This window comes from Planctomicrobium limosum (genome assembly GCF_051465645.1).
GTDB lineage: Bacteria > Planctomycetota > Planctomycetia > Planctomycetales > Planctomycetaceae > Planctomicrobium.
The window spans coordinates 3,587,501-3,602,098 of record NZ_CP195790.1; the positions used below are offsets into that span (position 1 = coordinate 3,587,501).

At 53.9% G+C, this 14,598-nt stretch carries 12 protein-coding genes (1 of these 12 running past the window's edge); 7 read left to right on the forward strand and 5 right to left on the reverse strand.

Annotated features, from left to right (window positions below):
• From SH527x_RS13620 to SH527x_RS13635, 4 genes are all read right to left on the reverse strand, one after another.
• Window positions 1–2,246: the 5' portion of a polysaccharide biosynthesis tyrosine autokinase gene (locus SH527x_RS13620; protein WP_437191223.1), read on the reverse strand. 139 nt of this gene lie to the left of the window's left edge; the window shows 2,246 of its 2,385 coding nt (coding positions 1–2,246); it begins with the start codon at window positions 2,244–2,246; its stop codon lies off the left edge, out of view.
• A 102-nt stretch (window positions 2,247–2,348) separates the two neighbouring features.
• Window positions 2,349–3,332, reverse strand: coding sequence for an SDR family oxidoreductase (locus SH527x_RS13625; RefSeq protein ID WP_437191224.1), 984 nt, complete (start codon window positions 3,330–3,332; stop codon window positions 2,349–2,351).
• A gap of 413 nt (window positions 3,333–3,745) precedes the next feature.
• Window positions 3,746–5,425, reverse strand: a complete 1,680-nt coding sequence (gene ilvD, locus SH527x_RS13630; RefSeq protein ID WP_437191225.1) for a dihydroxy-acid dehydratase — start codon at window positions 5,423–5,425, stop codon at window positions 3,746–3,748.
• A gap of 321 nt (window positions 5,426–5,746) precedes the next feature.
• Window positions 5,747–6,787 (reverse strand): NAD(P)H-dependent glycerol-3-phosphate dehydrogenase, encoded by a 1,041-nt coding sequence (locus SH527x_RS13635; RefSeq protein ID WP_437191226.1) that lies wholly within the window; start codon window positions 6,785–6,787, stop codon window positions 5,747–5,749.
• Between the two features lie 376 nt (window positions 6,788–7,163).
• Between SH527x_RS13635 and SH527x_RS13640 the strand changes: the two genes are divergently transcribed.
• The 4 genes from SH527x_RS13640 to SH527x_RS13655 all read left to right on the forward strand — a co-directional run bounded on the left by SH527x_RS13640 (window position 7,164) and on the right by SH527x_RS13655 (window position 9,820).
• Window positions 7,164–7,400, forward strand: a complete 237-nt coding sequence (locus tag SH527x_RS13640; RefSeq protein WP_437191227.1) for a hypothetical protein — start codon at window positions 7,164–7,166, stop codon at window positions 7,398–7,400.
• A 532-nt stretch (window positions 7,401–7,932) separates the two neighbouring features.
• On the forward strand, window positions 7,933–8,442 hold the full coding sequence (ruvX, locus tag SH527x_RS13645) for a Holliday junction resolvase RuvX (protein ID WP_437191228.1): 510 nt from the start codon (window positions 7,933–7,935) through the stop codon (window positions 8,440–8,442).
• A 191-nt stretch (window positions 8,443–8,633) separates the two neighbouring features.
• Window positions 8,634–9,209 (forward strand): 4Fe-4S binding protein, encoded by a 576-nt coding sequence (locus SH527x_RS13650; RefSeq protein ID WP_437191229.1) that lies wholly within the window; start codon window positions 8,634–8,636, stop codon window positions 9,207–9,209.
• A gap of 41 nt (window positions 9,210–9,250) precedes the next feature.
• Entirely contained in the window at window positions 9,251–9,820 is a 570-nt protein-coding gene (locus SH527x_RS13655; protein ID WP_437191230.1) for an NADH-quinone oxidoreductase subunit A, read from the forward strand.
• 19 nt (window positions 9,821–9,839) lie between these two features.
• Here the strand turns inward: SH527x_RS13655 and SH527x_RS13660 are convergent, their stop codons facing one another.
• Window positions 9,840–10,541 carry a hypothetical protein gene (locus SH527x_RS13660; RefSeq protein ID WP_437191231.1) on the reverse strand — a complete coding sequence of 234 codons (702 nt, stop codon included), beginning with the start codon at window positions 10,539–10,541 and terminating at the stop codon, window positions 9,840–9,842.
• A 592-nt stretch (window positions 10,542–11,133) separates the two neighbouring features.
• Between SH527x_RS13660 and SH527x_RS13665 the strand changes: the two genes are divergently transcribed.
• The 3 genes from SH527x_RS13665 to SH527x_RS13675 all read left to right on the forward strand — a co-directional run bounded on the left by SH527x_RS13665 (window position 11,134) and on the right by SH527x_RS13675 (window position 14,597).
• On the forward strand, window positions 11,134–12,312 hold the full coding sequence (locus SH527x_RS13665; protein ID WP_437191232.1) for an isocitrate/isopropylmalate dehydrogenase family protein: 1,179 nt from the start codon (window positions 11,134–11,136) through the stop codon (window positions 12,310–12,312).
• Window positions 12,313–12,635: 323 nt separating this feature from the next.
• On the forward strand, window positions 12,636–13,211 hold the full coding sequence (locus tag SH527x_RS13670; protein WP_437191233.1) for a peroxiredoxin: 576 nt from the start codon (window positions 12,636–12,638) through the stop codon (window positions 13,209–13,211).
• A gap of 318 nt (window positions 13,212–13,529) precedes the next feature.
• The gene (locus tag SH527x_RS13675) at window positions 13,530–14,597 is read left to right on the forward strand and encodes a protein arginine kinase (protein WP_437191234.1); all 1,068 of its coding nucleotides are present in this window, start codon (window positions 13,530–13,532) and stop codon (window positions 14,595–14,597) included.
• Window position 14,598: the final 1 nt, after the last annotated feature.

Sequence of the window (14,598 nt, forward strand, 5' to 3'; positions counted from 1 at the left end):
AAGTCGTTGGCAACGACTCCGTAGACCGCAACACCATGCGCCGTCACTGTCTCGTGGACTCGACGGGCAGCTGCACGATTGGTCTGTTTCATTCGCACCACCAGCAACATTCCATCAACATGCGGAGCGATGATACATGGATCGCTCACGGCCAGAATCGGCGGCGAATCGATGAGTACAAAGTCATATTCTTCCCGAGCTTCCTTCAGGAGTTCCGAGAGCTTTGTATCAGACAACAGCTCTGCAGGATTCGCAGGTGCTCGTCCTGACGTGAGCAGAGACAGACGTTCGATGGCTGTCACCTGCACGACATTTCGCCATTCCACTTCGTTCTGCAACACATCAGCCAGCCCCACATCGTTCGACGCTTTGAATAACTGGTGCTGTGTCGCGCGTCGTAAATCGCAATCAATCAACAGGACACTCTTCCCTGACTGTGCGATGGCCGCAGCCAGATTCGCGGCAGTGGTGCTTTTTCCTTCTCCAGGAGCCGCACTGCTCAACTGAACTACCTTTTCTCCCTCTTTCATCGTGACAAAAAGGGATGTCCGGATCGATCGGTATGCTTCCGCGTCACGCGACCCCGGGCGATTGAAGAAGCACAATGCGGGTGAAATTCCCCGTTCTTTGGCCAGACGATTCGTATCGCTGGTGTTTCGGAACGATGGGACGGATCCCATGATCGGCTTCCGCATAAACGTTGTGACCTCGTCGAGCGTCTTGAGCGACGTATCTCGCCACTCGCGGAAATAGGAGAGGCAGAAGATCATGACGACGCCCAGCACTCCGCAGGTTCCGACCAGCTTCAGAACACGTTTCAAAGAACGTTCGATTCGAACCTGAGAAATCTGCTGTAAGCGATATCCTTCCTGGCCTCGTGAAATATCGTATTCGGCGATCTGGTCGAAGAGGCGTTCCAGCTGATCTTTCTTCATGCTGATTTCGTCTTTGCGACGCTGTTCTTCCACTTCGAACATCTCGGCCTGCTTGGCTTTCTGCTGAGCATCCTTGTGCAGCAGAGCAAGGTTTTCGTTATCCAGCTCCAGCTCTTTCAGCTGTCCAACCAACGTATCGCGATAGACCGAAACGATATCCATTCCCAACGCAGCAGATCGTGATGAGATCGGTTTGCCGCTTTCGTCCTTCAGTTCCGGTGGACGTAGTCCCTGTCGTGTGTAGAAGCCCAGCAAGGTCTGAATTTGCTTCCGAACATTTCTGACTTGAGTATGTTCCGCACCAAGCGAATGCAACAGTCGCTGCTCCAGCATCTGAGCCGTGAGTAACTGGGAATCGAGCTGAGCCTTTTCCGGAGACGATGCCATTGCAGCACCGCCGCCCGCTGTCCCAGGTCCACCACCTGCCCCTGCAGTTCCTGTCGACAATGAGTGCAGAACCCAGAACTCGAGCTCTTCTCTGGATGGCTTTTCTTCGATCTTGCGATCCAGTGTCGCCAGCCGGGCACGAATGCTCGAACTCTTTCGCAGGTTCTCGTTTTGAGCGGTTTCGATTGCGGCAAGTTCGGTTTCGTACTGGTTTGGAGCCTGTGTCTGCATCCCGTTCATCGAAATGACAGGGGACGCCTTGAGAAATACAGGAGCATTGTTGCGGAATGTCTGATACTCAACTTCCAGCTTCTGGATATCAGTTTCCAAGCCTTTTTGCCGATCCAGCAGCGTCTTGTAAAGCTGCTGTGCGTTTTGATCGCGGGTGTCTTCCAGATAATCGCCGTACGCTTCGACCATTGCCTGAACAACAGCTTTGGCAAGGTCCTTATTCGGGTGAAGGTACGACAGAGTGAGAACGTTATCGAACGAACTTTCCTGCCCGGCACTGCGGTCGACGGAAAGCCCTTCGGTCACTTCCCGCAATGGATCATATGCCCCGGCCAAAGAGGGGATTTCGCTGAGCCCGTGATCTTTGAACGCCCGTTCGACGATCAGGTCGGTTTTGATCAGCTGCACATGGTCGCCACGTTCTCCATAGCGATTCGCTTCCCCATTATTTTGAGGGACCGTTGCCTTCTTGGAAACGAGCACCTGCGTGGATGCAGAGTAAAGCGGCCCGAGATAGAGATACAGGCAGATTCCGGCCAGCAACCCGGCGAATAGACCTAACGCCAACGGTTTCCAAAGCGACAACACGAACTTCACGATGTCGATGGAGCGCCCAATTGAAGGTGTGTGAAACCCAAAGGGAGCGAAATCGAACTCGGCGGCGGAATTGGTTGGCTTTTGTGGTGCTGACACGAATTGATCCTCAGGGGACAGGCCCATGCCTGTTTCAGCGACAACGTCAAACTGACTTGATGCACAATGGAGGTCAGACCTCGACGGGCATGTTCACCAGCGTTACAGGCTGTTTACCAACGACTGTTTCTGCATTTGAGCGTGTTCGTTGCGATAGAAGTCCAGCGTCTTCTGTAGTCCGGCATCCAACGAGATGTTTGCGGAGTAACCCAGGTCATTCTGAATCGCGGAAATGTCAGCCCAGGAATGCAGGATGTCGCCTGTGCGGACTGGATAGAACTCTGGCAGGAACTGGAATTCCAGAACACGACAGATCTTCTCAAGCAGTTCAAGCACACTGATCGTGCTTCCGCTTGCAACGTTGTAAACGCGACCGGAAACCCCCGGGACTGTTGCAGCAAGAATATTTGCCTGAACCACATTCTCTACGAACACGAAATCGCGTGACTGCTCGCCTGTCCCGAAGATTCGTGGAGTGCGCCCTTCCAGCAAAGCACTTGCAAAGAGAGGGATCACTGCAGAATAAGGACTCTTCGGATCCTGACGCGGCCCGAAGACATTGAAGTATCGCAGTCGGACCGTTTCGAGGTCATAAGATGAAGCGAAGGATTCACAGTAGTATTCGCCAGCGATCTTGGCCGCCGCGTAGGGCGAAAGAACCTGCGGGACATGTGTCTCGCGTTTTGGCATCTCTGGTGAATCACCGTAAGCACTGCTCGAACCGGCAAAGACGACACGGCGAACACCGGATCTTCTCGCGGCGTCCAGCACGTTCAGAGTTCCTGTCACACAAACATCATGTGTCGCAACAGGGTCTTTGACGCTCAGCGGGACGGATGGCAGAGCTGCCTGATGGAAGACAGCGTCGCACCCCTGAACCGCAGCATTCACTGCGTTGGTGTCCCGAATGTCTCCCTGAATGAATTCGATCTCGTTTTCAACATGAGTCAGGTTTCGCAAATGCCCTGTCGACAAGTTGTCGAATGCACGCACCTCAACGCCCATTTTCACCAGCTGGGTGACCAGATGAGACCCAATGAAACCAGCAGCACCAGTCACCAGGCAGCGAGAGAGTGAATTCGACACAATGGCCCCTTGTTTTTTGCGATCAATTGCCCGTCATGAAATAACGGGTGATGCTGTCAACCTAGCTCGCAGCAGGGGGGCGTGTCGAAAAATGAAAACAATGTAGGAAAACTTCGACATCCTATTGTGACGATTAGCGCAACCAGCTCTGCCATGTTCCCGATTCGCAACACTCCGTCCCACTGCAGATGCGGAAACGCAGAAAGCGAAACAGAGCAGGGAGGGATCGGATTTATTCCGGCGACGAACACATCGCAAGGGACCCAAAAACTCGGACGGGAACGCAATTCTGGTCAGCAGTTACATCGGCAGCACAAAGAAAAACAGCCGGACTCCCATCAGGAATCCGGCTGTCGGCAACTTCACGACTCAGAGGTCTAAGTGAACTCACAGAATGGGCTCACGGAGCGTGATTATTCGTCTGTGACGCAGCCTTCGCTCGCGCTCTTTACGTTCTTGATATACTTGTAGAGAGTTCCGCGAGTTGCTGGAAGCGGCGGTTCAACCCATTGTGACCGACGACTTTCCAACTCTTCTGCTGACACATCGACGTTGATTTCGTTGCTTTCCGCATCGATGGTGATGATGTCACCGTTCTTCAACAGTCCGATTGTGCCGCCCACCTGAGCTTCAGGTGTGACGTGACCGATGATGAACCCGTGAGATCCACCGGAGAAGCGACCGTCGGTAATCAACGCCACTTTGTCTCCGAGACCTGCTCCCATCAATGCCGAAGTTGGAGTCAGCATCTCTGGCATCCCTGGGCCCCCTTTCGGACCTTCATAGCGGATGACGATGACTTCGCCCCCTTTGATTTCTCCCTGTTCCAGACCAAGGAGCATCGCTTCTTCACGTTCATAGCAAAGAGCCGGTCCCTTGAAGACCAAACCTTCTTTACCGGTAATCTTCGCGACGGCTCCTTCTGGAGCGACGTTTCCACGCAGAATACGAATGTGACCGGTCTGCTTGATCGGATGTCCGAGGTCGTGAACGACTTCCTGGCCCTTTTTGAGTCCATCGACGTTGGCAACGTTCTCGCCGAGTGTCTTGCCGGTGACTGTCAAGCAATCGCCGTTGATGAACCCTTCATCCAGCAGGTACTTGATCACAGCTGGTGTTCCACCGACACCGTGCAGGTCTTCCATCACAAACTTGCCTGATGGCTTGAGGTCTGCGAGGAATGGAACACGGTCGGAAACTCGCTGGAAGTCGTCAATGCTCAGTTCAACGCCAACGCTGCGAGCGATGGCGATCAGGTGCAACACGGCGTTTGTGGATCCGCCCAATGCAATCGTGACAACCATCGCATTTTCGAGGGCAGCGCGAGTGATGATGTCGCGTGGCTTGATGTCCTTTTCGAGCAGATTGCGAACTGCGGCTCCTGCGTTGAAGCACTCGTCCATTTTCTGAGGATCAACCGCAGGAATGGATGCAGAATACGGGAGCGACATCCCCATGGCTTCAATCGCACTCGCCATGGTGTTCGCGGTGTACATCCCTCCGCAGGCACCGGCGCCTGGGCAAGACTTGCGAATGATTTCCGCACGTTCTTCTTCAGTAATCGCACCGCTCAGATATTGCCCGTAAGCCTGAAATGCAGAGACGATGTCGAGCTTGTCGCCCCGTCTTGAACATCCTGGCTTAATCGTTCCACCGTAGACCATCAGACCAGGGCGATTCAAACGGCCCATGGCCATGATGCAGCCCGGCATATTCTTGTCGCAACCCGGCAGCGTGATAATTCCGTCATACCATTGAGCCCCGCAGACGGTCTCGATGGAATCGGCGATCAGGTCGCGGGATTGCAATGAATAGCTCATCCCGTCGGTTCCCATCGAGATGCCATCGCTGACCCCGATCGTGTTGAACCGCATCCCGACCAAACCGGCAGCGACGACCCCTTCTTTCACTTTCGCTGCGAGATCCAACAGGTGCATGTTGCACGAGTTGCCTTCGTACCAGCAACTGGCGATCCCAACCTGAGCCTTGTTCATGTCGGCTTCGGTCATGCCGGTTGCGTACAGCATTGCCTGCGAAGCCCCCTGGGATCGCGGCTGGGTGATGCGTGCGGAGATCTTGTTGAGCTGAGTCATGGGGCGCCTGGCCGTGTGAAAAACGTAAGTCCTGAAAATACAAACTGAGTCAACCTGCATTCCAAGTTGAATACAGGTTGCTCGCCGTTGTGCCATGTCGTCAGGTTCGATCGCAAATTGTCATACGCCGATGCTGCTCGACTCGCGAGGCAGGCGATCACGTTTCTTGCGAGACTTCACCTGAGTATCTGTGCAAAATTACTCAAAACAGAATTTAAAAGTGTGACGATTCTTGCATCGGTCGTCGAGTCTCCCATTGCAGATTGCACTGCCTGACAACCAATTCCGCAGGAGCTCCCGAATCGCAGGGAGGTTTCGACTCTATTCTTCGCCTGTCGGCCGGCTCATCAGAACTTCTGTCGCTTCCACAGGGTGCGTCCCCTCAAACAAGACGCGATAGATCTGCTCTGTGATCGGCATGTCGATCCCCTTGGCCTTCGCAAGATGATGGACCGCTCTGGTAGTGCTGATCCCCTCTGCCACGGAGGTCGAAGATGCAATGATCTCGGCCAATGTTTCTCCGCGTCCCAACCGTTCGCCTACCCGGCGATTTCGGCCATGCTGGCTGGTGCAGGTGGTGATCAGATCCCCCAATCCTGCCAGCCCGGCAAACGTGGCTGGCTCGGCTCCCAATGCGATCCCAAAACGAGTGATCTCGATAATTCCTCTGGTGATCAACGCTGACTTGGCGTTATCGCCATACCCCAGCCCATCGCAAATTCCGGCGGCAATCGCAATGACATTCTTCAGAGCCCCAGCAAGCTCGGCTCCGATGATGTCGGTATTAGTATAAACCCGAAAGCGGTCAGTCGAAATCAGGTCTTGAACCTGCTTTGCAATGCTGGCGTCTTCACAGGCAGCGACCACACTCGCCGGCATGCGTCGGGCGATTTCCTCAGCATGGCTTGGCCCTACAAGTGCGATGACCGGGCGCGGGCCCAAGACATCCTGAATGATCTCACTCGGACGTAAAAACGTCTCGTTCTCGATTCCTTTAATGACACTGATCGTGGGAAGCGGGGCCTTCAAATGCTCTTTAAGCGGAGAAAGCGCGAGTCGGAGATACTGCGACGGGATGGCAATAAACAGAAAGTCCGCACCAGCCGCGGCCAGATCGATGTCGTGAGTAATTTCGACCCGATCCGGAATACGAACCGTAGGGGGAAGCTGCGCATTCCCACGGGTCCGTCGTAGTTCGGCAGCGGACTGTTCGTCCCGAGCCCAGATTGAAATCGCAGTGTCAGGGTGTTCAGCGAGCACAATTGCGCACGCCGTTGCCATGGATCCGCTTCCCAGAATGGTCACTTTCGCAGGCATGGCGTCGTCGTATCCTCCATTGAACAGCAGGTTTAGCCAGATCATGGCCTCATCATGCTGCTTCGGTCCGCAACTCTTTCAGTCCGTCTCTACTGACAGTCTAATCGAATCATGTCGCCTTGATAGCATGCAAGGTTCTCTTCGAACGCATCTTCTTGTCAGATTTGCAGTCCAGCGAGCGACACGAGAGAGGGTACCAGGACTGAATCATGTATTCCTGATGCCGAAACGAACAGCGTCTCGTTGACGTCGACTTGCCAGCAAAATCGACACACTCGGCACACTTCACCGTATACGAGCTATAAATCTCTGCCAGTCTTCCCAATTCTCCCGAGACTCCTGCATTCACTGACATAAGCTTGAACTGATCGAGACAAGAACCATTCCGAGTTCGAGCAATCACAGCTCACAAGGAAAGAAAATGCAATCATTCGGATCTGGCAACGGACAATTTGTTGATCGCCGTCAGGGACCTCGCGGTACTGGACCAACTCCTGGTGCCGAACGTCGACAGTTCTCTGATTCCCGAAATTCTGTACGCCCTGAAGTCAACGAACTTGCAAACGCCGTCGACCAGTACAAGCTGGCCAATCGTCGTCGCTTTATCACGTTCGAAGAACTTTACGACGTCATGATTTCGCTCGGCTACCACAAATAACGGACGTCGCCGCGACAAATTGCAGTCGAAATCGAGTGCATTTCGCACTCGATCCGGCCAGAGTCCAGCATCTCCCCCCGTGGGACCAGTCGAGTCTCACCGGACCTCTGGCTCATGCCACTGGCCCATGCTGTGTGCGATGGCTGTGATCAAGATGCGTCGTGAAACGAGCCACCGTCGGAAATGAGAACGCATTCTCACATGGCGTCCGGACATCCGGTATGGATCTAAAGATCCAGCCCTCCAAGACCGCCTCGATTCTCCACGCTGATTCTTCGTGCCGATTCTCCATGAGTATCCAGAGGAGAAAGCAGCATCGGTCGCTCCCCAATCCGCGTGAGCTTTCAATCTTTTCTGTTTCGAGACGCAAAGCAGAGTTCCCGATTCACTCTCAGGGTAATACCATTGAGTTAAAGTGTCCGGGAGCGTTCCAGGCCGCTCATCCCTCCACACTGATCTGCATTTCCAGTTCGTGCCCCTCGCCATGGCGCCGCACCAACTGGAGTCTTTCAATTCAAACGCATTCGGGTCAATGACCACCGCCAATACTTCATCATCAGAAATTCCTCCCAGCGGACGCCTGCTGGGAGTTGATTACGGAACAAAACGAGTCGGACTGGCCCTGGCCACCCCAGACAGAACGTTCGCCAGTCCGCTGGAGACCTACGAGCGACGGAACGAACTGCTCGACACCCGCTATTACCGGTCGATTCTGGAAGATTATCGTCCCTGCGGAATCATCATTGGCCTGCCAATCCATGTGAACGGCGACGAAAGCCAGAAGAGTCGCGAAGCTCGGCAATACGGGGAATGGCTGCACCAACTCACAGGGCTGCCTGTGGCGTATTGGGATGAACGCTTCACCAGTGCCGCTGCCGAAGACTATCTGCTGGATGCCGATCTTTCTCGACAGCAGCGCAAGAAACGCATCGACAAAGTTGCCGCTCAAATTATCCTGCAAGCGTACCTGGACGCGAATCGACCGACTCCAGAACGAACTCCGGATGATGACGAATTCGGGGAATTCGACGAGTACCGGTAGAGCCTTGGAGCGAACCTGATCCAACTCGAACGGCCTGAAAGACAGTCGGACATCGCAACGCCGGCACCATCCATCGGTCCTCTCCCGAGGCACAGTTGCGACTGAATCTCAGAAACCTATAATCCATATGGACTTTGCGATCATGTCGCGCAAGTTCACACCCATACTTCTGAACTTGATCGACCTCCGCCGTGCGCGAATGGTTCAAAAATGTCTGGATCGCTGTGACGACCGTCCTGCATGGGATGTGGATCACACTGCGCACAGCATTACAGACGTATCGTCGCCGGACATTCACTGAGGTTTACGAGTACCCGGAACGTCCGGTCCCGGTGAAAGCACGCTATCGTGGGTTCCACCGATTCGATCTCACGACCTGCATCGGGTGTGACAAGTGTGCAGTCGCCTGTCCGGTTGACTGCATTTACATCGACAAGGTGAAGAGTCCCGTCGGCAAAGGCTTTCGAATCGAAGGCTTCACGATCGACTATACCAAGTGCATGTTCTGCGCTTTGTGTGTGGATCCATGCCCTGTCGACTGCATCTTCATGGGTGCCAATCACGACCTGAGCTGCTATAGCCGCGACGGGTGCATCGTCGACTATGCAAAGCTGCCACTGCAGATTGCCTGGGGACAATCGACACTCAACCCGACAGCAGTTGCGGAATCGAAAGCCCTGCATCAACCGGTGTGGGTTAAAGGCGAACCGAACCCGTTCGAATTCGCCGAACCTGTCAATGAAGAACAACAACCGATTCAACAGTAATTCAGCAGGCCCTTACAACTCGTCACTCCCTTGCTGACAACATGACCGACCTGACGCTTCACCTACTTCTGTTCACCGCTGCCGGGGCATCTTTACTGCTCGTCCCGCTGATTTTGGGCTATTTCATACGCCCGAATCTTCCAACAGACGAGAAGCTGGCGGTCTATGAATGCGGTGAACCAGCGATCGGGTCGAGCTATGTCCAGTTCGATATTCGCTTTTACGTCGTCGCGTTGCTGTTCATTCTGTTCGATGTGGAAGTGGTTTTCTTCTTCCCTTGGGCAACAGTCTTCGGGGGAGCAACTCAACTGGCAGATTCCCGCCTCTCCGAAGTCGCACGCACAAACCTGAGCGACAAACTGCTCAGCCTTCCCCCCGGCACGACAACAGCGGAAACAGCAATCACGTCCGCAGATGCCTTGTTGCTCGCACAGACCGGACTTGCTGATCTGCTGGTGTTCTTCGGCGTCCTGCTCGTCGGCTTCGCGTATGTCTGGTTTCGCGGTGACCTCGATTGGGTGCGATCGATGATCAAACAGGGACACACCGATCCCATCGCTCCGCGGCAACCACCGGCGCCGCCAGCAACTCACGAGTTAATCAAGAAGTAACTCCCAGCGAATTCGCCCATCAGGAGATCGCCAGAACCTTGCCATCGAGCAAGCTCTTCAGGTGAACACACCAGTCTTTGCAACCGCTGGAATCGAGTTGTCGCACAAAGGCCCTTGACGAAACTGGCCCGCGACTGAGAGCCTTGATCAGCGGTGCCAACGTCGCCTCGACCGCTGCCATACGGATTTCTCCGGAGACCTGGTAGTACAGCAACTCATCGAGATGCGAGTATTCCATGTTCGAGTCCGTAGCAGCTGGCGGAGCCGCCCAGAGGTGGCTGGGATTCAAGATCACCAGTGTGCGCGAACTCAAAATCCGTTGCTTCCAACCCACCGGTCGACTGGACAACTCTTCAAATCGGGCATGCTCCAATCGCTTTTGCAGTGAGAGAAGTTCGACACTTCTTGGCGCAAACAGGTCGAAGTATATCGCACGCTGTTCGGCAGTAACACACTTCTGCTTCATCATCCATGCGAGAAATGAATCGGTGTCAATCGACATCAATTCTTCACGGGAAACAGAGTGGACATACCGTGACAGAAGCGAGTTCAAACTCTTCGTGAGTGACTCGTCTCCAAAGTCAGGCAAGGCTTCCGGAAAGATCAAGGTTTCCTCCACTTCCTGTGGAATCTTGGTCGGGAGTTTCTGCTCAATAAACAACAGACGAACGGGTGAGCGCCGTCGTTGTCTAAAAAATTGACTGACCAGTGAAATCAGCATCTGAAACAGCCTCTGAACTTGTTCAGGACACGAAAGCCCGTCGCCGCCAAATGAGCTTCACTCAAACATAAACCACGCCCAATGCATTTGGCGGAAGTGTCTGGCGGAATGAAGCCAACGAATTGCAGTTCTTTTTCAGAAAAGGGGTTGTTCAGCGCGATTCGAAAACGCGGACAACGTGCCTCGTACTGACACGAATCTGCAAACGTCATTCGACGGGTGGGACGACGAGAAACGAGGAGCATGCGTACCCAGGTTCCAGTGGCAGGTGTGACACGGAAGGTTGTTTCGAATGGCACAAAAGCAGTTTGGGTGCCAATTTTTGCGGTGAGCCCGATTTTTCTGAGGATTCCCTTCAGAATCGCTCAGGATTTTCAACTGCCGGCAAATGACCAGTGATTTCCGCCGCCGGACCGGACTGTAATCGCATCGACAATTGCGGCATCAAACCGACGACACTCGTTCCAACTTCGCGCGGATTCCGTTCGCGGCTTGAAAGGCTGGATTTTCTCTGATACGGTCCTTCAATTCGCATTTGACAGTCCGCCAACCCGCCAACGCGGGTCATGTGTTAGAACGAGAAGGTATTGAGATGCATCACGTGACATTAATCCCAGGTGACGGGGTTGGGCCAGAAATCGCTGAAGCCACACGTCGCTGCCTCGACGCAACTGGCGTCAAAATCAGCTGGGACGTCCAGGAATGCGGTATCGAAGTCATCGAGAAGGAAGGCCAGATCCCGACTCGTGTATTCGATTCGATCAAGAAGAATAAAGTCGCACTCAAGGCTCCAATTACCACCCCAATCGGTAAGGGCTTTCGCAGTGTGAACGTTGCTCTGCGCCAGGAACTGAACCTGTACGCCTGCGTTCGCCCATGCAAGCAATACAAAGGTGTTCGTACATACTACGAAAACACCCCGGTCGACCTGGTGCTGATCCGCGAGAACACCGAAGACTTGTATGCCGGAGTGGAATTCCAGGCCGGTGCTGAGAAGACAAGCCAGCTGATCAAAACGATCAACGAATACGCAACCGGCAGAAAGATCAGCACTCACCCAGAGAAGACCGGCATCAGCATTAAGCCGATCTCTTATGAGGGAACTCGTCGGATCGTCGATTACGCTTTCAGCTATGCCAACAAGCAGAGCCGTAAGGTCGTGACTTCGGTTTGTAAAGCAAACATCATGAAGTTCACCGACGGCCTGTGGTACGACGAGTCCCGCGCTGTCGCTCTGGCTTACGGTGCCAAATTCGAATGGCCAGAACTCGCTAACGGTGTTGCTCCAGATGCTGAGCTGGTCGGAAAAGTTCCAGACCTGCATGGCTCAGTCGAGTACAACGAGCGACTGGTCGACAACATGTGCATGCAGCTGGTCCAAAAGCCAGAACTGTACGACGTGATCGTCACTTCAAACCTGTACGGCGACATCCTCAGCGACCTCTGTGCCGGTCTGGTCGGCGGCCTTGGCGTTGCTCCAGGTGCGAACGTCGGAACCGAAGGGGCAATCTTCGAAGCGACTCACGGGTCCGCTCCTAAGTACAAAGGCCTCAATAAGGTCAACCCGGTCGCTCTGATTCTGTCTGGTCGAATGCTCCTTGAGCACATCGGCGAACAGGAAGCAGCCGACAAACTGGAACGTGCCGTTTCCGCTGTCATTGCTGAAGGCAAAGACGTGACTTACGACATGAAGCAGGATCGTAACGATCCAACTGCAGTCGGAACTTCACAAATGGCCGACGCAATCATTCGCAAGATGCAGGCTGAATAGTTCCGTTCTCCACTTCTGCCCAGAAGAGGAGATCCGACTACAATCCAGACGGACTGTCGTTCATCGGCAGTCCGTTTTCATTTGCCTGGTGACTTTCTGCGCTGCCTGCAAATAATCCCGGAATACAATCCGCTGCAACAACGCATCAGCAGTGCGTTCTCTGCTAGACGATGCGCCGGTCAGGTCGTATGCTCAAGTCTGCTGAATTGACGTGCGGATCTTCACGAGGCGATCCGGCGATGAAATTTCATTGCCGTGAAATTGGCTCGTAACGTTTTCACACTACGAATGCAGAAAACGAATCATCAACGGGAGAAATGGGAATGCGTCTGCAACTTGCATGTGCTCTGTTCGGAGCAATCTTTATGTGCGCAACTCGGAGTGATGCCATGGAACCATTGAAAGTGGGCGACGCCGCTCCCGTGTTCTCTGCTCAGGACGACACTGGCAAGGAATGGAAATCCACGGACCATGTTGGAAAGAAGGCGATCGTCGTTTACTTCTACCCAGCAAACATGACCGGTGGATGCACCAAACAAGCCTGTAAATTCCGCGACGACATGTCCAAACTGACCAACCTGGACATCGAAGTTGTCGGCGTGAGCGGTGACGACGTCGCCAGCCACAAACTTTTCAAGAAAGCACACGAACTGAACTACACCCTGCTGGCTGACGTCAAAGGGGACGTTGCCAAGGCGTTTGGCGTTCCAGCAACCGCTGGCGAAAAGTCCCTGACAGCAAAGGTGGACGGGAAAGACGAAACATTCACCCGTTTCTTCACCATTAAACGCTGGACATTTGTCATTGGAAAAGATGGCAAACTGGCCTACATCAACCCAACTGTGAATCCGGAAACCGACAGCCAGAAAGTGGCCGAAGTTGTCGCAGCACAGAAGTAATCTCCACTACTTCTGCTCGATGCCGGACCACGACGGACATCGCCATTCACTCGACGGAGGTCAGCCTGAATTACATCAGGTTGACCTCTGGTCGTTTTGAGTTTCGCAGGAATCTCATCTGTTCCCCTTCCCCCAGACGGGTGATTCCGTGAAAATACCATCAGAGGAACAGGGCAGACCGACAAGACGCAACAGTCTCCACTGATGGCATCTTCTCAGATCGAGAACGCTTTCAGAAGTCGATCGCAGATAATTCAACTGCTCGGAAACCTTTGAAATCGGGCGATCCGGATCAAAATCCGGACGAAAGGTAAGACCGTGGAATTGGACGATTTAATCAGAACAAGCGGCGAATGGTTGCGTGGGACCGGTCCGGAATCGGACATTGTCGTTTCCACTCGAATTCGTCTCGCTCGAAACGTGGCTGGCTATTCATTTCCACCGCGCGCAGAAGAGTCGACCCGATCTGAGATCAACTCGATTCTTCGGGAACAGATCTCCGAGATCCCGTCAGGCCCGTCACTGAGCTATGTCTCAGTCAACGACCTGCCTAAGGTCGACCGTCAATTTCTGGTCGAACGGCAGCTCATCAGTCGCGAGCACGCTGAATCTCAGGGACCACGCGGTGCATGCATTGGTCAACAGGAAACCGTCAGCCTGATGATCAATGAAGAGGACCACCTGCGCATGCAAGTCCTGCGCAGTGGTTATTCGCTGGAAGACTGCTGGAGCGAAATCAACCGCATCGACGACGAACTCGAACAACGTGTCGCCTTCGCATTCAGCGACGAGTTCGGTTACCTGACTTCCTGCCCAACCAATGTCGGGACCGGAATGCGAGTCAGCGTCATGCTGCACCTGCCAGCGCTCGTCCTGACCAAGGAGATTCAACAGGTCTTCCAGGCGATGCACAAAATGAATCTGGCCGTACGTGGATTGTACGGCGAAGGAAGTCAGGCGATGGGTGACTTCTATCAGATCTCCAACCAGATCACGCTCGGAAAATCGGAAGAGCAGATCATTCAGAACGTGAAGCGGGTCATTCCCGATGTCTTGCGTTACGAAAGAAAAGCACGTCAAGCGTTGATCAAAGGAGACCGTCAGCGACTCCACGATCAGGTGTCACGAGCACTCGGCATTCTTGGCAGTGCCCGACAGATTTCGACCGAGGAGACGATGGAACTTCTCTCCAGCGTCCGCATGGGAATCAACCTCGGGCTGGTGGACGACGTCGAGATCGGCACGATTAACGAACTCTGTATTCAGACACAACCGGCCCACCTTCAGAAGATTCGTGGCGAAGCCTTGGAGTCATCTGAACGCAACGCGGTTCGTGCCACATTGCTCCGTGAACGTCTGATCGGGAAGCATCCCAACCAGAACTAGA